The sequence below is a fragment of the Rhizobium sp. P1_C7 genome (assembly GCF_056406295.1).
The window spans coordinates 59,318-77,957 of the sequence record NZ_JBFUAL010000020.1 but is presented as its reverse complement, the minus strand read 5'-3'; the positions used below and the strand labels follow the sequence as shown (position 1 = coordinate 77,957).

The following is an 18,640-nucleotide window of genomic DNA, read 5'->3' as shown; positions in this document are numbered from 1 at the left end:
CAACAGCCTCCGGTGACATTCCTTATCGCGACCGGCGCTTGCGCGGTCTGAACGACCGACAGCAGCCCTCGTTCGAAACTAACTTTCGTTTCATCTCGACCTATGAGGAGACCATCATGCGTAGTTTGATTATGTGCCTGATGTTGGTTACCGCCAGCATGACTGCCGCAACCGTGGTAAGCGCGATTCCCGCGCGGGCCACGACAGACGTTCGCGAGGCTCCGGTTCCCATCCACTACCGAACCGCGAAGATCGAGGGTCTCGATATCTTCTACCGGGAAGCCGGTCCGGCCGACGCTCCGGTCGTGCTGCTACTCCATGGTTTTCCGACGTCCTCCCACATGTTTCGGAATCTGATCCCGCTCCTTGGAGACCGGTACCACGTCATTGCGCCGGACTATCCGGGTTACGGGCAAAGTGCATCTCCCGATCGCAGCAAATTTGCCTATACGTTTGGCGGGGTCGCCAATATCATGGACAAGTTACTGGATCATTTGGCGGTCAAAAGCTACGCGATGTATGTCATGGATTATGGTGCACCCGTGGGGTACCGCCTGGCGCTGAAACATCCGGAACGGGTCAGTGCGCTGATCATCCAGAACGGCAACGCCTATGATGAAGGGCTGAAGGAATTTTGGGATCCCATCAAGACCTACTGGTCCGATGGGTCAGAAAAGAGCCGTGAGGCGCTCTCTAGTCTGGTCACGCTTGAAACCACCAAGTTCCAGTATACCGATGGCATGGAAGACGTGTCGCGCATCAGTCCTGACAATTGGGTTCACGATCAGGCTCTTCTGGACCGACCCGGGAACAAGGATATCCAGCTCGATATGCTATATGACTATCGCACCAACGTGCCGCTTTACCCTGACTTCCAAAGCTTCTTTCGTGAGCGCAAACCACCCACGCTCATCGTCTGGGGCAAGAACGATTACATCTTTCCTGAGGCCGGCGCTCATCCTTATCTCAAGGATCTTCCGGATGCCGAGATTCATATCCTGAACTCAGGTCACTTCCTGCTCGAAGAGAAGCTGGACGTCGCTGCTCCGCTTATCAACGACTTCCTGGATCGCAACGTCGCCAAGAAGTGACCGCCAGGCATTGTCGCCGGCGGTGTGACCAAGGCTCCGCCAGGCCGAGGTCGCACCGCTGAACAGTGGCCTGCTACGTTCCGGATTTGGAGATCACACATGCCGTACCATTTTTTGGAAGTTGCAATCACTCCGAATGTGCGGCTGGCACAAGCTGAAATGGGTGCTGATCAAATCTGGTTGGGCGACCACCATCGAGAGTCCGATAGTTTCACCGAAAACGAGCTTGCCTTCATCGCTGCGCGGGACAGCTTCTACATCGCGTCGGTGTCACAAACCGGCTGGCCATATGTTCAGCACCGAGGTGGGCCACCGGGCTTTCTCAAAATCGTCGACAAGAAGACGCTGGCTTTCGCCGACTATAGGGGAAACCGCCAATACATCAGTACCGGCAACTTTGCCGCAAACGACCGGGCCTGTCTCTTCCTGGTGGACTACCCGCGGCGAGCGCGCCTCAAGATTTACATGCATGTCGAGAAGCTGACACTCGATGCCGACCTTGCACTGACCGACCTTGTTTTCGATGCCGGCTATAGAGCAAAAGCTGAGCGGATTTTCCGCCTGCGGCTGGAAGCCTTCGATTGGAATTGCCCTCAGCATATCACTCCGCGTTACACCGAACACGAAGTCGAGAAAGCGGTGACACCATTGCGTGAGCGCTTGGCTCAATTGGAGTCCGAGAATGCAGAGCTGCGTGCTCGGCTGGAGACCCTGGGAGAAAAATGATGGACGCAACAAGACCTCCTTTGCCGCCCTTTTCGGAAGTCTCCGCAACAGAAAAGGTTCGGCTGGCGGAAGATGGCTGGAATAGCCGCAACCCCGAAAAGGTGGCGTTGGCCTATAGCCATGACAGCCAGTGGCGCAATCGCTCAGAGTTCGTAAATGGCCGCCGGGCAATCATCGGCTTTCTCACGCGGAAATGGCAACGCGAACTCGAATACAGACTGATCAAGGAGCTCTGGGCCTTTACCGACAATCGTATCGCTGTTCGCTTTGCCTATGAATGGCATGACGATGGGGGCAACTGGTTTCGGTCGTATGGGAACGAAAATTGGGAGTTCGGGGCCGATGGCCTGATGCGAAAACGCTTCGCATCAATCAACGATGTACCAATCCAAAGTCAGGATCGCCGGTTCCACTGGCCGCTTGGCCGTCGACCGGATGATCACCCTGGTCTCAGTGATTTCGGTTTCTAAGGTGAGGACAAGATGAAGCGTTCAACCTATCACCGCATCAATATCGACGGATACGAAATATTCTATCGGGAGGCTGGGGAGCCGACAAAACCGACCCTGTTGCTGCTCCACGGATTTCCGTCTTCAAGCCACATGTTCCGTGATTTCATGCCGCTGCTCGCGGATCGATTTCACCTTTTCGCGCCCGACATACCGGGGTTCGGCCAGTCGGAGGCGCCCTCCCGGGCCAAGTTTTCCTACACGTTCGACAGTCTTGCCGACATCATCCAGAGGTTCATTGAAGTCCTGGGTATCGAACGGTTTGCCCTCTACGCTTTCGATATCGGAGCGCCGATCGGTTTCCGTATCGCAATGAGGGAGCCGAAGCGGGTGGCGGCAATCATTTCCCAAAATGGCAATGCCTACGAGGAGGGCTTGAGCGACGTTTGGAATCCGATCAGGCGATACTGGTCTGATCCGACGGATACCAACCGGGATGCCCTGCGCGAGATCATGAAACCTCCGGCCATTCGTTGGCAGTACGAACACGGTGTTTCGGATCTATCGGCCGTGTCTCCCGACGGTTATTCGCTTGATGCCTTCTATATGGCGCGCCCCGATGCTGAAGAGATCCAGCTCGACATCGCGCTCGATTACGTGAGCAATGTGGCTCTCTATCCAATGTTCCAAGCGTATTTCCGAAAACATCAGCCGAGGTTCCTGGCAATCTGGGGAGACAAGGATCCATTTTTCCTGCCTGCAGGTGCGGAGGCATTTAGACGCGATCTCCCGAACGCTGAGATCCGTCTCCTCGATGCAGGCCACTTCGCGTTGGAGACGCATTCCCAAGAAATCGCCACCGCAATGGCCAACTTCCTGACCTAACTGCGCTCCCTACCTCCGTCTGCTTGTCCCGTGGCTGACTTCGCTGCGGTGAATTCTGTTTGGCGCATTGATAGTTCAAGGACACTGCCATGGATCGCCCGTCAGCATCGCGCCAAGCGGTGCCCCAAGAAGATATTATCGAAGCGAGAGCGTTTATCGACCTGTTCATGATCGCGCCCCAGACGCTCCTAGACCAGGCTGAGTTTCGCTGCATGCAATTGGCTGCAGGTTGCGCAATATCGCTGCCCGGCGCGCCCGCCATCGGTCTTAATCGTATCCTGGGCCTTGCAGCACTTGAAGATCTCGACAGGGCCTATGAGTGGATGAGCAGAAGGACAGGACGCCGCTACCTGCAAATGAACGCTGCCACCGCTCCTCAACAGACACACGATTGGATAAGGAAACGGGGCCTTATTCCCCAAGGTAACGGATGGGCAAAGCTTAGGCGAACAGCGCCTTCTACGCCGCTCATTCATTCTCGCGAGGTCGCTACCCGGCAGGTCAAAGTCACTGAAGCCGAAATCTTCGGCTCGATGATGTGCGCCGCATTTAACTTTCCAGCGAACCTGACACCGCTTTGGTCAGCGATTGTCGGGAAGGAAGGTTGGACCTGCTTTTTCGCTGAGTTGGACGGCAGGCCGATTGCGACAGGCGCGATGTACGCGTCAGGTAGCTATGCGTGGCTCGGTGGCGGCGCGACAGTTCCCGAGTTCCGCAATCGAGGAGCGCAGAAGGCCCTCATTGCCGCGCGTCTGAACCAAGGCGTCGGTCAGGGGGTTCAGACATTCGTCGTCGAAACCGCCCGGCCCTCGGCAGATGAACCAAATATCTCTCACGCCAATCTCATCGCGACCGGGTTCGAACAGATTTACACGAGAATGAACTACCGGTTTTCGGAAAGATCATAAGGGACGTCAGGCACCGCGGTCTGCGACGCGAGCTGTTGCCTTCTTGCCAGTTCCCGCGCTTGCCGTATGAGCGCCGCGAACTCGGAGAGAATGTTGTCTGCTTCTCGATCAGCATGCGAACCCACCGATTGATAGGCGCATTGTACGAGGTTCGTATTTGATCGATTGTCGGCGACAGCAACGAATGACGTTGGGCAAGATAGAAACGTTGTCAGGTGCCAACAGAAATACCTTAAGGTTCCGTTGCGCGAGCTGGTCGCAGGCGGACGCTTGCGTCAGCACGGAAAACAAGGGCAATGTGGTACACAGAAGCATGAAAACATGCCGCCAAGCTCATACCTTCAAGTGGCGAAAACACGGAAATAATAATGCGAATTGTCTAATATAAAACCGCTTCTGTGATTTGGGTCGCACGGGCTTCGGGTTGTGCACATCAAGCAAGTGCCGTGCCTTGCTTCAGCGTGCGAACGCCTCGAACGGATTAGTTTCGGTCAGTTGCCGGACAATGTCCTGGCCGACGCCCGCAGTTTTGAGCGATGGCAGAAGGCTTCCGACAAGGTGGGTATAAGGTCTCGGAATTCCACCACCGGGTTGCGCCGGATCATACCAGCCGAGGTCATGGCTTATGAGCAGTTGCTTGCCCAGCCCGGTTTCAAGGGCGCGCATTAGCATTGCGACCACTTCCTTGTCGGGAGCTCTTCCGACGTGGTCGTATTCGATCCACGCACCACGCTCCACCAATGCCCGATGAAGGCCGAAGTCCCTTTCCTCCTGGGTATGAATGGATATAAAGCGTTTTGGTGCGCAGCCTTCTGATTGGAGGATGTCCAACTGCTTCATCACAACCTTTCCCCTGATCGTATGGGAGCCGATTACCGCATTGGTCCGCACGGATGCTCTTGCAGCTGCTCGGAGAATCCGTGCTTCGAGCGGCGAAATCCCATCGTCGCCCGCGCTGAGCTTGATCCATCCCGCCAGCACACCAGTATCCTCGATTCCCTCGGTAAGCTCGCTCACCATCCATTGTTCAAGATCGCCCTCGTTAGCCTCGGCTATCCAAGCCGGTATCCATGGTTCGCGATAGTTGCCGGTCGGGACGACGATCGGAAAGTTCGCTGCCTTCGATACAGCGAGATCTATGTCAGCGCGTCTTCCTACGCCTCCCGTCGTACACTCGACGAGGAGCGTTATGCCTTGTTTTTTGATCGCCTCAATCTGCGGGACCATCAGCGCCACAACCGCATCTATCTCCGCCTCGGCGTAACCGGGCTGGTCAGGCGTTCTAAGGTCGACGAACACATGCTCGTGCGGGAGAATCATCCCGACTTCGTCGCTGCGCTTTGGTCCCAGAGTCGTATAAATCTGCTTCATTGTTTAAGGCTTCCCTCGCATTTTATTGAACGGGCAAAAAGCGGTAAACGTCCGGTTGGATCGGTGTTTCGCGTAAAGAGGTCGCGCCGACTGCCACGTGAAGTGCGCGAGCATAGAAGGCTTGGATGTTTTTGTCGCCAAGGTCGCGACTGGGTTCTATAGAAATCCGGAGGCGTGCGACGTCGAGGCTGAAGGCGCGTCCCGCAGGCTGGGTAGCGCGGTGAAGAAGCCGCCCGTAGAGAAAGTCCCTGCGGGCATTCAAGTTGTCTTTCGTGAGGAAGACCTGGTTGCGAGGCTGATGACATTGAGACTTGTACCTCACTCGCGTTATAGGTCTCGTCGGGATGCTCGGGCGAAAAATGGTCGCGCTATGTCCTCGCTCGCTTGCAAACTGGCAATGGGGATGCGACGAACCATCCAGATCGCGGTAGACTCTGCGGGCCGGGGAGGCCGACAGAACAGACGATGAGTTATCGCGAGCACCGCCTGCGGCAGCAGCCCTGAAGAGCGCCCAACATAGCAACATTGCTGCCGAGACTGCGGCGGTAGGCGTTATGTTTTGACCACCCGCATAGTCTATTGGTAACGTGTAATATCTAGCGCTTGGTCCAGTGCGGCTTCTGGTATGCTGCGGGCGGGCCGTGGATTCGAGAATAGCGTCATTCGGGGAGAAGAGCCGTGGATTCAACCCAGCCTGCAGCTGTCGTGGCCGGCCGCAATCCGTTGCGCCGGACGGCTCTCATCCTAGTGCTACTGGCGCTCATCCTGTTTGTGCTGTCCATCTTCATGGAGCGGCGTACACCCTCCACCGCGCAGGCGCAGGTTCAGGCCTATGTCGTGGGGATCGCGCCTGAGGTGACCGGCCGGGTCGTAGAGGTCAATGTCGACGACAACGCGCTCGTCGAAGCCGATCAGGTGCTTTTTCGTATCGATCCCAGCACCTACAAGATCGCCGTTGCCCAAGCGGAGGCCAATCTTGCGCTTGTGGGTCAGACCATCGGCGCTTCCACAGCGACCGTGGACGCCGCCCAAGCCAAGCTGGTGGAGACGCAAGTAGACCGGGACAACATGCGTGACCAGTACGCGCGGGCCAGCGAACTGGTCAAGCGGGGTGTGGTTTCCGAGGCAAGGTATGATGCAGCGAAATCCGCTTACGAGCAGGCTGAGGCCTCGGTGAGTGGTGCTGGGGCCGATCTCGCCAAGGCCAAGGAGCAGCTCGGCCCGGCAGGCAACGAGAACCCACAGCTCCGGGAAGCGCTAGCGGCGCTGGAGGCTGCCCAGCTGGACTTGGTCCGAACCACCATTCATGCGCCATCGGCTGGCGTTGTCACCAACCTGCAGCTTTCCATCGGCAAGGTCGTCAGCGTTGGCCAGCCGGCCATGACATTCATCGATGTCGGGACGATCTGGATTGCCGCCGCCTTCAAGGAAAACAGCCTGGAGAATGTCGCGCTCGGCAATCGGGCCGAGGTGCTTTTCGATGCGCTCCCTGGACGGCTCTTTCCTGCCAAGGTCGAAAGCATCGGCCTCGGCGTCTCTCAGCAGGGCGGCGGCGGAACTGACCCGAACACCGGTCTGCCGACGATCCGGACCGACACCGGCTGGGTCCACGAGGCCCAGCGCTTTCCAGTTCGCCTGGTCTTGGACGCAGAGCGGCCAACGGGCGTGCGATATGGCTCGCAAGCAACCGTCGTCATCTACACCGGCGATCATCCGGTCACCAATACCTGGGGCTGGCTTTGGATCCGCATCATATCGGTACTGACCTATGTGGGATGACCGCGACGATCAGTCTGCCGAGCAGCGTCGCAAGGGACTGCGGGTGGCGTTTGCGGTCTCCCTGGGATTTACGTCCTCTGTGGCGCTCGGTGCCATCGTACCGTTCCTCGTGCCTATTTTTGCCGCACAGTTCCTGTTGGGGAGTACCGGACCGATGCCGCTAGGCAAGGCATTGGGGGCGGCCTTGCTGATCCTGTTCACAGGGATCGGCATGATGGTGTTGACGAATCTGGTCGGCGATCGTCCTCCGACGTTCCTGATCTTGCTGGCGCTGATCTACTTTTTCTGTTTTGCGGCCCAGTCGGCAGGCACCGGGGGTCCCGCACTCTTTCTTGTGCAGGTGGTCGCGATTATCGTCCCTTTGATCGGAATCCTGAACAAGGACCTTGCGAATTCGATCCTGTCGATCCTGATATCCGGCATTCTCGGTGGCACGCTCCTGATGTGGCTCGCCCATGCTGTGTTTCCGGAGCCGCCGTCGACGCGCCGCGTGGTGGCTTCAGCAGCGGTCAGACCTCCCTCTTATCTGCGAGCACTGGCGAACACGGCGATACTGCTCGGGGCGGTCACGGTCTGCCTGGTCAACGACCAACTTTCGGCAGCCCTTGTCATCCCCATCACCATTGCCTCGTTGCTTGGCCAGTTCGATGCCGCCGCGAGCACTCGAATGGCACTCGGGCTAGTGGTCATCAATCTCTCGGGTGGGATACTGGCGTCCATCGCCTACTCTGTCCTCACTCTGCGCCCAAGCCTATTCTCGATCTTTCTCATTGTCCTCGTCGTGACGCTGATCTTGGGCGGGCGCGCTGCGGGCAGGTCAAATGATGCCAAGATGTACGCCGGCGCTCTCACGACATTCCTGATCCTGTTCGGACTTGGCGTGTCACCAGTGCCCGGCGGCGCCGCGGAATCTTTCACGACCCGGATCATCTACGTCGGCGCGGCGTTGATCTATACGCTGCTAATGGCTGCAATCTTCTGGCCGCAATCGGAAACACGAGGAACTAATGCAAAATGACGCGCCTGACCTCTTCAAAGGTTCCGCTTGCGGGCGCGTCGCACGTGGACCTCTTTTCTTAAGCCGTCCATATCCGCCAGACCGATACGGGGGCCAGGAGGTTTTGCGGCCATCACCGGGCCAAGCTACATCAACAAAATCGCTGGACGCTCAAGTGACGTCTGCTGGGCGATCCCCATTGCTGCCGAGCCACGTCTGCAACACCGTCCAAAGCACAGCTAACGTCGTTGCACCGATAAACATGCCGGTAAAGCCCCACGCTGCCAGCCCCCCGATCACTCCCATGAAAAGCACGAGCATCGGCAACTGGCCGCTGCGCGCGATTAGCATAGGCTTCACGATATTGTCTGCCCCCATGAGTAGAATGATCCCCCATGCCGCCGTGAAAATCGCCCAACCGGTCTGACCCTCGGAACCCAGCCAGATCGCCACCGGCAGCCAAACCAGAAGCGGTCCAATTTGGATAACCGCCAGAAAAAAGGTCGCTGCGGCCAAGGCAATGGCTCCAGGAACGCCGGCGATTGCGAAGCCAATCCAAGCCAGCACCCCCTCGAGCAGAGCTGTCCCAATGACACCGATTGCAACGCCGCTTATGGCCCTTCCCGCGGCACTCAGCAGTTCTGGCCCCCTCGGTCCAACGATGCGCACCATGATGGCGGAGACAAACCCCAACACCTGGCTGCGCGATGCATGAAGGACCGCCGACACGATGATGCCCACGAAAATTTCAAGAACAGCCCCCACAAGACCCGCACCGAAATTCAGGAGCCAGCGTCCGGCGGCAGCGAGCTGGGTTTGGTAGCGCTGCATCAATACCAGACCTTCGCGCTGCAGGTCCTGCCATGCCGCCGATATCTTGTTTCCGACAAGAGGAAGGCCCGAAATCCACTCGGGAAGGTTGGGGATTCCGCGAGTGCTGGCTGTGCTCAACCACGCCTCGGCGATACTGAGATAGTCAGCAATAGCGGAACAGAGGTAAACCAACGGCACGATGATAATCGCGACTGCGACCACGCCGAACAGCACGGCGGCCAGGCGACGCCTTCCGTTCAGCAGCTCAACTATTCGATCAAACAGCCCCGCTGTGGCGGTGGAAAGGATCACTGCATAGGTGAGGACACCGACAAAGGCTAACAACACCCAGAAGCTCGCGGCAATCAGCACCGACACCAGCAGCAAGGCCAGGGCTGCTTCTATGACCTTCTGGTGTCGACCGCCTTCAACAACATGCAATTCCTGCATAACAGCATTCTCCTGCCTTGGATCAGAGGCCGCACTTCTGACTCTCCTCGTTCCAAATGAAGATTGCAACCTCAATTTACTCTCTAGTTGTAATAGACTTAGACGCCAGCGGGACCTGCAGTATCGCGTGCGAACCGGCCTGCCTGACGGTCGGTAGGATGAGTATTGCGTCGGAAAGCAGCCCATCGAGACGTTCAGACAAATTCACCGAGATGACAGCGAACCCATTCGGCCTCTTGCGACGCCGTGCGGCGGAAGTGTCGCTTGAAGTCGCGGCTGAACTGGGCAGGACTGGCGTAGCCGACCGATGAGGCGATCTGTGTGATTGTCTTGTCGCGGCGCGCGATCATCAGCCGCGCCTCGTGGAGCCGCATCGCCTTGACATATTGTATCGGAGTGCTGCCTGTCAGTGCCTTGAAATGGGCGTGGTAGGAGGGAACGCTCATGCCCGCTTCGCTCGCCAGCGCGGAGACCGAAATTCGGGAAGCGTAGCTTTCGCGCAGCCGGGCGAGGCTCTGCACGATCCGTCCGCAGGCCCCCCGCTGTTGCAGGGCCGAGACAAGCGCCCCGCCTTGCGGGCCGACCAGCACCCGGTAGTGCAGCTCGCGCAGGATGCCTGCGCCCAGAACCGCAAGCTCGACAGGATCGTGCAAGGCCCGCAGCAGGCGTAGCAAGACCTCCTCGATGGCCGGCTCCATTCTGCTCGACACCAGGCTTCTCACCTTGCCGAATGCCGATCCGGCACCTCTCGCGCTCGTCTGCGAGGCGATCTCGGCAGCGATTTCAGCCGCCATGCGCATGTCGAATTCGACATAGACCGCAAGTAGGGGCCGATCGGGGCTGGCCACGGATCCCATCCGGAACGGAACAGGCACCGATACCGCCAGATAGTGCTCTTCATCGTAGAGATAGGCCTGGCCTTCAAGCATGCCCTGCTTGCGTCCCTGCAACACGAACACCGCGCCCGGCTTGTAGAGCACGGGAACGTCGCGGAGGACCGCCTCGGTCCTGAGAAGGCGGACGCCACGAAGCGGCGTCGGATTGTATCCCTGCTGCGAGGCAAGGTGACCAGCCAGTTCCACCAGCACGTGGCGCTTCGCCGGCTCCTTTTCCTCGTTCATAGGATTTGGCAAGACATTCATAGTTTCAGCAATCGATGCCGCAGCTTTTGAGTATTATCTGTCAACGGCATCGACCGATCAACAGGACAACGTCTGCCATGCCACAGAAAACCTTCTTCATCACCGGCGCGAATTCCGGTTTCGGCTTCGCGATCGCGGCGGCCGCGATTAGCAAGGGCCATAACGTCATTGGCACCGTCCGCTCAGAACAGTCGAGGGCAAGCCTCGCGGAACGCCTGCCGGCGGTGCGGTCCGTCCTGTGCGACGTGACTGAGTTCGACCGGATAACGGACGTCGTCCGACAAGCCGAGGACGACCATGGGCCGGTCGATGTGCTGATCAACAATGCCGGCTATGGTCACGAGGGGATCCTCGAGGAATCGCCGCTCGAGGAGATGCGGCGTCAGTTCGACGTGAACGTCTTCGGCGCCGTTGCCGTCGCCAAGGCCTTCCTGCCGCGGTTCCGTGAAAGGCGCAGCGGATTCATCGTGAACGTGACCTCGATGGGCGGAATGATCACCATGCCCGGCATCGCCTATTACTGCGGCAGCAAATTCGCCCTTCAGGGCATTTCGGAAGTCATGCGTGCGGAAATGGCGCCGTTCGGCGTCCGTGTGACGGCCCTGTGCCCCGGTTCCTTCCGGACTGACTGGGCGGGACGCTCGATGATCAGAACGGGGCGGTCGATCCCTGACTACGACACGCTGTTCGATCCCATCCGGCAGGCGCGGGAGGCCAAGAGCGGCAAGCAGCTCGGCGATCCCGACAAGCTTGCGGCAACTGTCCTGAGCTTGATCGAGTCCGACAGCCCTCCGCCTCAACTCCTGCTCGGCAGCGATGCCTTCAGGCTCGTGTCGGACAGGATCGAAGGTCTGAAGCAGGAGATCGAAGGATGGAAATCCGTTACCGTTTCTACCGATAGCTGACTGCGTTGGCATCGCGTCGCCAGAGCGCGCGATGCCTATCACGGAACGGCGCAATACCGCACAAGGTCGCACCACTTGACAGGCTACCTACCAGAAGGTAGATATCTTGTATGAGCAATCTTTCGACGACCTCCGACGAAATCCTGACCTCCGCGCAAAAGTTGATCACGGCCGGAGGCTACAATGGATTCAGCTATGCCGACATTGCGGCTGTGGTCGGAATACGCAAGGCCAGCATCCATCACCACTTCCCGAGCAAGGTCGATCTGGTGCGTACGCTTGTGCAGCGTTACCGCGGGGACGCTGAAAGCGGCTTGGCCAACCTGGAGCACCATGTGCCTGAACCGCTCGAACTCATTCAAGCCTACGCAGATTATTGGGCGAAGTGCATCGAAGATGAAAGCATCCCCTTCTGCGTGTGCGCGCTGCTGGCCAGTGAACTTCCGGCGCTTCCAACGGACGTAGCCGTGGAGGTGCGAGCATTCTTCGAGTCTCTGTCGGCCTGGCTGACGTCAGTCATGGGGCGCGGCCAACAGCAAGGCTCTCTCAAGATTTCCGGCACGGCGCGGGTGGAGGCAGAGGCATTCATGGCGACCGTTCACGGCGCAATGCTTTCGGCTCGGGCATACGGAAAGCCTGCCGTCTTCGGAACCATTCTCGGCCCAACCCTGGAAAGGCTGAAGGCGGAATGATTCTGGTTGAGGGCGGCTAAGCGGCGCGCCGCCTCCTCAACAGCACCGGCAATTGCGTCGCACGAAACTACCAATTAGTAGGTAGAAACCTACTCGAAAGGAACATCCAATGAATCGCCATGGCAGCGAACTTGCGCAGCATGACCAGGACAAGTGGCTCAAGCTGTACTACTTCACCCGTGCGGCTTTTTCCGTTGTCTGGGTTGTGGCGGCGTTGCTTGTCGGCCGGCAGTCCCCGTCCGTCGCCGCCACCCTGCTTATCGTCTATCCGATCTGGGATGCCGCCGCTAACTATGTCGATGCTTCCCGCAGCGGCGGGCTTGCCGCCAATCGTACGCAGGCATTCAACGTCGCCGTCAGCCTGGTGGTCGCCATTGCAGTCGTCATCGCGCTCACGACGAACATGAATTGGGTTCTCGGCGTCTTTGGCGTGTGGGCGATCCTCTCCGGCCTACTGCAACTCGGCACCGCAATCCGACGGTGGAAAACGAGCGGAGGCCAATGGGCAATGATCCTGAGCGGAGGCCAATCGGCTGTCGCCGGCACATTCTTCATCGTGCAAGCGCAGTTGCCTGCGCCGCCCTCGATCGCTGATATTGCAGGCTACGCTGGCGTCGGCGCCCTTTACTTCCTCGTCTCAGCCGTTTGGCTGACCGTCTCGGAAGCGCGACGCCGGAATCCTGCATCCGTCGAAGCATGATCCGGTGGTGATCCCCGGATTGTAGAGCCACGGCCGCGATTGCGACGGTTGCAGTCGCGGTCCGAGATCACCCGAGATCAGATGTGCATCCTGGCGCTCCTTCCCTTCCGCGCCGACATGGCCGCCTGGCGCACACAACCGATTTCGACAAGGATAACGCAGTAGTCCTCTTCGACTGGCCGGTACGTCCGCTTTAAGTCAGTGACAGAGCTAACCTCAATGTGGAGAAGCGGGCGCGAAGCCGTCGTTCAACGTGAGCGCAGAAATGCGCGGACTCCAAATTACCGCAATGGACGAACTGATCGAGCACTCAGGACACCCCACGGATATGGAGTTTTTCGCCGCTCGGCAGCTCAAAGCAGCACTGCCTCGTACGCAAGCCCGCTGACGCTGTTACAAATTCGAGGTGTCAAATGCGGAAAGGCTGGCGTTTCTTTCAACACTGCGCAATTTATCTTGCCATGTCGCGAACCGAAAACGCAAAGTGTCGGCTGAGTAGCGTTTGCATCTGGAAGCCAACATGGATCGCTGGACCGAGTTTCAGGTCTTCGTCAAAATCGCTGAAGACAGAAGCCTGACGCGAGCGGCACGGGCGCTCAATTTGTCTGTTTCCGCCATCAGCCGGCATCTCATGAGTCTTGAGGCTCGGCTTGGTGCTCGGCTTGTACAACGGTCCACCCGCCAGTTGAGCCTCACCAGCGAAGGAGAAGCGCTTTTCATAGATGCGCGTGATCTCCTTGCAACTTGGGAAGCGGCGGAAGGGAACGTCACGGCTCGTTCCCACGCTCCCACGGGACGACTGCGTATTGGGGCATCCCTGTCGTTTTCCCTGCTGCATTTGATGCCCGTAGTGGCACAATTCCGGCAGCTCTATCCGGCCGTATCAATCGAGATTGTTTCTTCAAACCGATACTATGACATTATTGAGAATGGTCTGGATCTTGCCATCCGCACACGCCGAGTTGAAGCCGATAGCTCAATTACCATTCGGCGACTGGGCGAGACACGTCGACTTCTGGCCGCCTCACCAAAATATCTGGAACGACGCGGCATACCCATCCATCCTCAAGATTTACTCGGACATGATTTGATCTTGTACACCCTTGCTGACAATTGGAATGAATTCCATTTCAGCAAAAGAGGGGGTGCCGTGGTCATCAAGGTGGACGGCGGTATACTCGCGAATGATGGACAGTTGATTTGCCAGGCCGCGCGAGACGGCCTGGGTATACTGGCGCAGCCGACATACATCATTCAAGATGATTTAGATAAAGGCCATCTGGTAAGGGTGCTGGATGACTGGGATTTGCCCCGACTTACAATGAATATCGCCTACCCAAGCAAGTCATTTGTCCCAGTCAGGACCCGTCTGTTCATAAATTTCTTGGCCGAACGTTTCCGTATGAACGATTTCGAAGCCATCTGGACGACATGAGTATTTTTGCGATTTTCGCAACAATGTTTCCCAAAATCACAACTTTGTCTCATCCTGCGTAACTGTTAGAAGTTGATCACTGTCGCATTCACTTGCGGCGACAGATCACCAACATGCAGATATCAAGGGAGGATGATGGCATGAGAGGTATATTTTCGGCGCTTATGGCCACGACGACGTTGCTCGCAGGAGCAGCACACGCGCAGGATGCGGGGAAGGTTTTCTTCCTGCTTCCCAACACCACGACTATCCGCTTCGAAAGCAGAGACGCACCATTTTTCGTTGAAGCCATGAAGACGGCTGCTCCGAATGCGCAGGTCGTTGTCCAGAACGCGCAGGGTGATCCGCAGCAGCAGCAGCGTCAAATCGAAGACGCGATTTCCCAAGGCGCGAAACTGATCCTGCTGACATCGGCAGACGCCAACCTTATCGCAGGCGGACTTGCTGCTGCCCAGGCAGCTAACATCCCGGTCGTGCTCTACGACCACGATGCGGTTGGCGGCAAGGCAGAAGCTCATATCGTGTTTGACTCACTTGCTGTGGGTCAGGCCCAGGGGAAGCGCGCTGCTGACCTGATCAACAAAATTGAAAAATCGCCGGTCAAGGTGGCTCGCATTAAAGGAAACCAGGGCGAATATGGGACTGGACAGTATGAGAAAGGCCAGGACGAGTTTCTGAAGCCCCTCATCGCTTCCGGTAAGGTCCAAGTCGTTTGCGAGCAGTACACTCAAAACTGGGATCCCACTGTAGCTCAGTCATTTGCAGAAGACTGCTTGACCAAGAACGGTGGCGACGTCGACGTCTTTCTCGGTATGAACGACGGTACAACCGGCGGCTCAGTGGCAGCACTGATCAGTCAGGGATACAAGCCCGGTGACAAGGTCGTCACCGGTGGTCAGGATGCAACGGTCGAGGCCCTGCGCTACGTTGCGCAAGGGTGGCAAGACAATTCCGTCCTGAAGGACCTCAAGGTCGAAGCGACCGAAGCCGCCAAGGTCGTTGCATCGATCCTCGATGGCAAAGGCGTTCCGAAGGAAATCGTCAATGGCAAGGTGAACAACGGGTTCATGGATGTCCCGGCCGTCCTACTGCCTGTCGAAAACATTACTATCGACAATCTCGGCGAGGTCGTGAGCAAGGGCGTTTGGACCTGGAAGGAAATTTGCCAAGGCGTCGAGGACACCGAGGTTTGCAAGGCTAATATGTAAGCGAGATGGGGCGGAGGCTCTGCCGCCCCTATCAATCTTGGGAGGATTGATTGATGACATCACTGGCAGCCGAGCAGCCGAGCGCTGCTCGCAGCGGCGCGACCCCACTGGTTTCGCTTCGCAATATCCAAAAACATTTCGGATCTCTGCATGCGTTGCGCGGCGCATCTGTTGAAGTCTATCCCGGAGAGATCGTTGCGCTCGTCGGAGACAATGGCGCGGGTAAATCCACGCTCGTCAAGGTGATGGCGGGTGTCCACGCCGCGGACTCCGGCGAATATCTGTTCGAAGGCAAATCCGTCCAGGTGAAGGAGCCGACCGACGCAACTGCACTCGGCATTCAAACGGTGTATCAGGATCTTTCGCTGTGCAGCAATCTTGACGCCGTGCAGAACCTCTTCCTGGGCCGCGAGATGACGGGGTCCTGGTGGGGAGGCGGGCGTATCCGGCGTGCCGAATGCGAGGTTCGCGCACGCGAGCTGCTCACACGGATGCGGCTTGGCAATCTCTCGCTGACGCGACCTGTCGGCGCGATGTCGGGAGGGCAACGTCAGAACATTGCCATCGCGCGATCAATTCTCGAAACGCCCAAGGTTGTCATCCTCGACGAGCCCACGGCTGCACTTAGTCATTCCGCGGCAGAAGGTGTCGCGACGCTTATTCGAACGCTGGCCGATCAGGGCCTCGGCATCGTTATCGTCAGTCACGATATTCACCACTTCGTTGTGAACGCGACTGACCGTATTGAAGTGATGCGTCTCGGAACCAACGTCGCCAGCTTCAAATCCAAGGATGTCACCGGCGAGCAGGTCGTGAACGCGATGGTCGGGGGCAATGAAGGCGTTAATCTTGCGGGCTGACTGCAAAGTCTCCAAATATTCGAGGGAAATTCCGATGGCCAACATCATTATCGCAGAGGCGCCCGCAAAGCGCCCACGCCGGAGCTTTGGCGAACTTCTTTCCAACGACTTGCGCGCTCTGCCGATCATCATCGGGCTTGTTGCGCTTGGGTTCTTCTTTGCGTCCCAAAGTGACGTGTTCCTTACGTCGCGAAACCTCTCGAACCTGTTAATCCAAAGTACCGTCGTCGGCATCATGGCATTGGGCCTGATGTTCGTTCTTTTGGTGAAAGAGATTGACCTCTCGATCGCGGCCATCAACGGCGTGACCTCCGTGCTGATGGCGAAATTCATCGTCGAATTCGGCATATCGCCCTGGATTGCCGTTCCCGTCGCCATCCTGATCGGGGCTGCCATCGGCAGTTGCTCGGCGCGTTGGGTCACCTTTGTCGGGGTTCCGTCGTTCGTGGTGACGCTCGGGCTTGGACTGGCGTTGAACGGTCTTCAATTGATGCTACTCCCTCCAACCGCCCGCTATGGCCTACAGCAGACCGGCATCGAAATGATCGCCCTTACAAACATCAGCGGCGTTTGGGCCTGGCTCGCTCTCTTCCTCGGCATTCTCGCCTATGCAGGTCTGGTGGTGTCAGATGTCGCCCGTCGGCAAAGGGCCGGTTTGCAGGCGCCCTTCATGCAGAGCGTCGTCATGCCGATCGCCGCTGCTGCCGCTTTCGGGGCTGTTGTCGTGGCGATCCTGATGTCCCATCAAGGTATCCCGCTCGTCGTCCTGATCTTCGCTGTCTTGCTGGGTGTTGGCGGCTACGTACTGAACAGCACGCGGTTCGGACTTTACCTCTACGCTGTCGGCAACAACGAGGAGGCAGCTCGGCGCGCGGGCATCAAGGTTTCAACCATCAAGATGGCTGCCTTTGCGATCGCTGGCGGGATCGCGGCTCTGGCCGGCATCATCGGCGCGTCCCGCACACTCGGCGTCGGTGTTTTCTCTGGTGGCGGCGTCGGAGGCGGCACCCTGCTGCTTGAGTCTATCGCAGCGGCGGTTATCGGTGGTGTCAGCCTCTTTGGCGGCCGCGGTTCAATCCATGCCGCGTTGCTGGGTGCGCTCGTCATCGGAACCGTCGGCAATGGTTTGAATCTAATGGGCGTCGAAAACGAAGTTCGACTGATCGTCACCGGGCTGATGCTTGTCCTGGCCGTATCGATCGACAAGCTGATCGAACGGGCCACCGGCCACCAGAGCTTCTGACACAATTTTCCCAAGGTGCGGGCGCGCTACGGGTAGCAATCGGCATGAGAAAGGCCGCTGAAATGAAGACTGAAGATATCGAACTCTGCGCCAGCTACTGGACAGTCAGCGGCGCCGTGCATCCGGGCTCACCGAGCGAGATCAGCCCCTTCTCTTTGAAGGATCGCGCTGAGGTTTGCGGCAGGGTCGGCTGGCGGGGCATGGGGTTCGTCCTTGACGACATGAATGCTTCGATTGCCCGATACGGCTTGCCAACCGTGCGCCAGATTTTTTCGGACAATGGCATTCGTCATGTCGAACTCGAGTTTCTTGTAGACTGGCATCTTGCCGGCGAGAAGCGTCTCGCGTCGGATGCCGCCTATGATCGCTTGCTTGAGGTCGGCGCCGAACTTGGTGTCAAGAAAATCAAGATTGGCGGCGGGGTCTTCGAAGAGGGCGAGCCGGATCTGCCGGTCATGCGAAGTGCCCTTGCCACCATCTGCGAACGGGCCGCGCCACTTGGCATCGATATCGTCATCGAGTTTCTGCCCTTCGCCAGCATCAACACCATCAAGCGCGGACTTGCGCTCTTTGATGGGCTCGGCACGACGAATGGCGGCCTGCTGGTTGATACGTGGCACATTCAGCGAGGCGGCATGACAGCCGAGGATATACGTCAGATCCCCCTCGAATTTCTGCGAGCAGTCGAACTCGATGACGCAGGTCCAGAAGTGCTCGGCTCGCTCTTCAACGATTCCACCCATTACCGTCGTCTGTGTGGCGAAGGTTCGATCGACATCCGGTCTCAGATCCAGGCCATTCTCGATGTAGGATATAATGGCTACTGGGGCGTCGAAGTGATCTCTGCCTATCACCGACACCTCCCCTTGGAGATCGCTGCGCAGCAGGCTTTTGACACGACGATGCAGCAGTTTCAGGCTGTTGACCTGCCTGCGGATTAAACAATCTGCTGCTGCGCAAACAGCGTCCAATACGAAAACATCAAG

At 58.0% G+C, this 18,640-nt stretch carries 18 protein-coding genes; 15 read left to right on the top strand and 3 right to left on the bottom strand.

Annotated features, from left to right (window positions below):
- The first annotated feature begins 116 nt into the window (after window positions 1-116).
- The 5 genes from AC1D2R_RS25025 (at window position 117) to AC1D2R_RS25005 (ending at window position 4,059) form a co-directional block, all read left to right on the top strand.
- Complete coding sequence (locus AC1D2R_RS25025) at window positions 117-1,091, top strand: alpha/beta fold hydrolase (protein WP_477971641.1); 975 nt, start codon at window positions 117-119, stop codon at window positions 1,089-1,091.
- A gap of 99 nt (window positions 1,092-1,190) precedes the next feature.
- Window positions 1,191-1,817 carry a pyridoxamine 5'-phosphate oxidase family protein gene (locus tag AC1D2R_RS25020; RefSeq protein WP_477971546.1) on the top strand — a complete coding sequence of 209 codons (627 nt, stop codon included), beginning with the start codon at window positions 1,191-1,193 and terminating at the stop codon, window positions 1,815-1,817.
- Window positions 1,817-2,287 carry a nuclear transport factor 2 family protein gene (locus AC1D2R_RS25015; RefSeq protein WP_477971544.1) on the top strand — a complete coding sequence of 157 codons (471 nt, stop codon included), beginning with the start codon at window positions 1,817-1,819 and terminating at the stop codon, window positions 2,285-2,287. Before AC1D2R_RS25020 ends, AC1D2R_RS25015 begins: the two co-directional genes overlap by 1 nt.
- Before the next feature lie 12 nt (window positions 2,288-2,299).
- Window positions 2,300-3,151, top strand: coding sequence for an alpha/beta fold hydrolase (locus AC1D2R_RS25010; RefSeq protein ID WP_477971542.1), 852 nt, complete (start codon window positions 2,300-2,302; stop codon window positions 3,149-3,151).
- Window positions 3,152-3,240: 89 nt separating this feature from the next.
- On the top strand, window positions 3,241-4,059 hold the full coding sequence (locus AC1D2R_RS25005) for a GNAT family N-acetyltransferase (RefSeq protein WP_477971540.1): 819 nt from the start codon (window positions 3,241-3,243) through the stop codon (window positions 4,057-4,059).
- A gap of 456 nt (window positions 4,060-4,515) precedes the next feature.
- Here AC1D2R_RS25005 and AC1D2R_RS25000 read toward each other — a convergent pair whose 3' ends face one another.
- Window positions 4,516-5,430, bottom strand: coding sequence for a phosphotriesterase family protein (locus AC1D2R_RS25000; protein ID WP_477971538.1), 915 nt, complete (start codon window positions 5,428-5,430; stop codon window positions 4,516-4,518).
- A 678-nt stretch (window positions 5,431-6,108) separates the two neighbouring features.
- Here AC1D2R_RS25000 and AC1D2R_RS24995 point away from each other — a divergent pair.
- Both AC1D2R_RS24995 and AC1D2R_RS24990 read left to right on the top strand, forming a co-directional pair.
- Window positions 6,109-7,209 carry an HlyD family secretion protein gene (locus AC1D2R_RS24995; RefSeq protein WP_477971536.1) on the top strand — a complete coding sequence of 367 codons (1,101 nt, stop codon included), beginning with the start codon at window positions 6,109-6,111 and terminating at the stop codon, window positions 7,207-7,209.
- Window positions 7,199-8,227 (top strand): DUF2955 domain-containing protein, encoded by a 1,029-nt coding sequence (locus tag AC1D2R_RS24990; protein WP_477971534.1) that lies wholly within the window; start codon window positions 7,199-7,201, stop codon window positions 8,225-8,227. Before AC1D2R_RS24995 ends, AC1D2R_RS24990 begins: the two co-directional genes overlap by 11 nt.
- Window positions 8,228-8,377: 150 nt before the next feature.
- On the opposite strand, the gene AC1D2R_RS24985 is transcribed toward AC1D2R_RS24990, so the two are convergent.
- Window positions 8,378-9,469, bottom strand: a complete 1,092-nt coding sequence (locus AC1D2R_RS24985) for an AI-2E family transporter (protein WP_477971532.1) — start codon at window positions 9,467-9,469, stop codon at window positions 8,378-8,380.
- Between the two features lie 194 nt (window positions 9,470-9,663).
- Window positions 9,664-10,611, bottom strand: a complete 948-nt coding sequence (locus AC1D2R_RS24980; RefSeq protein ID WP_477971531.1) for an AraC family transcriptional regulator — start codon at window positions 10,609-10,611, stop codon at window positions 9,664-9,666.
- A gap of 77 nt (window positions 10,612-10,688) precedes the next feature.
- Here AC1D2R_RS24980 and AC1D2R_RS24975 point away from each other — a divergent pair, with 77 nt between their 5' ends.
- The 8 genes from AC1D2R_RS24975 to AC1D2R_RS24940 all read left to right on the top strand — a co-directional run bounded on the left by AC1D2R_RS24975 (window position 10,689) and on the right by AC1D2R_RS24940 (window position 18,595).
- Complete coding sequence (locus tag AC1D2R_RS24975) at window positions 10,689-11,516, top strand: oxidoreductase (RefSeq protein ID WP_477971529.1); 828 nt, start codon at window positions 10,689-10,691, stop codon at window positions 11,514-11,516.
- Between the two features lie 110 nt (window positions 11,517-11,626).
- Window positions 11,627-12,208 carry a TetR/AcrR family transcriptional regulator gene (locus AC1D2R_RS24970; RefSeq protein WP_477971527.1) on the top strand — a complete coding sequence of 194 codons (582 nt, stop codon included), beginning with the start codon at window positions 11,627-11,629 and terminating at the stop codon, window positions 12,206-12,208.
- A 109-nt stretch (window positions 12,209-12,317) separates the two neighbouring features.
- The gene (locus tag AC1D2R_RS24965; protein ID WP_477971525.1) at window positions 12,318-12,908 is read left to right on the top strand and encodes a DUF308 domain-containing protein; all 591 of its coding nucleotides are present in this window, start codon (window positions 12,318-12,320) and stop codon (window positions 12,906-12,908) included.
- Between the two features lie 520 nt (window positions 12,909-13,428).
- Window positions 13,429-14,343, top strand: coding sequence for a LysR family transcriptional regulator (locus tag AC1D2R_RS24960; protein ID WP_477971523.1), 915 nt, complete (start codon window positions 13,429-13,431; stop codon window positions 14,341-14,343).
- 140 nt (window positions 14,344-14,483) lie between these two features.
- Window positions 14,484-15,551, top strand: a complete 1,068-nt coding sequence (locus AC1D2R_RS24955; RefSeq protein WP_477971521.1) for an ABC transporter substrate-binding protein — start codon at window positions 14,484-14,486, stop codon at window positions 15,549-15,551.
- A gap of 53 nt (window positions 15,552-15,604) precedes the next feature.
- Window positions 15,605-16,411, top strand: coding sequence for an ATP-binding cassette domain-containing protein (locus tag AC1D2R_RS24950; RefSeq protein WP_477971519.1), 807 nt, complete (start codon window positions 15,605-15,607; stop codon window positions 16,409-16,411).
- A gap of 34 nt (window positions 16,412-16,445) precedes the next feature.
- Complete coding sequence (locus AC1D2R_RS24945) at window positions 16,446-17,654, top strand: sugar ABC transporter permease (protein ID WP_477971517.1); 1,209 nt, start codon at window positions 16,446-16,448, stop codon at window positions 17,652-17,654.
- A gap of 62 nt (window positions 17,655-17,716) precedes the next feature.
- Window positions 17,717-18,595, top strand: coding sequence for a sugar phosphate isomerase/epimerase family protein (locus AC1D2R_RS24940; protein WP_477971515.1), 879 nt, complete (start codon window positions 17,717-17,719; stop codon window positions 18,593-18,595).
- Window positions 18,596-18,640: the final 45 nt, after the last annotated feature.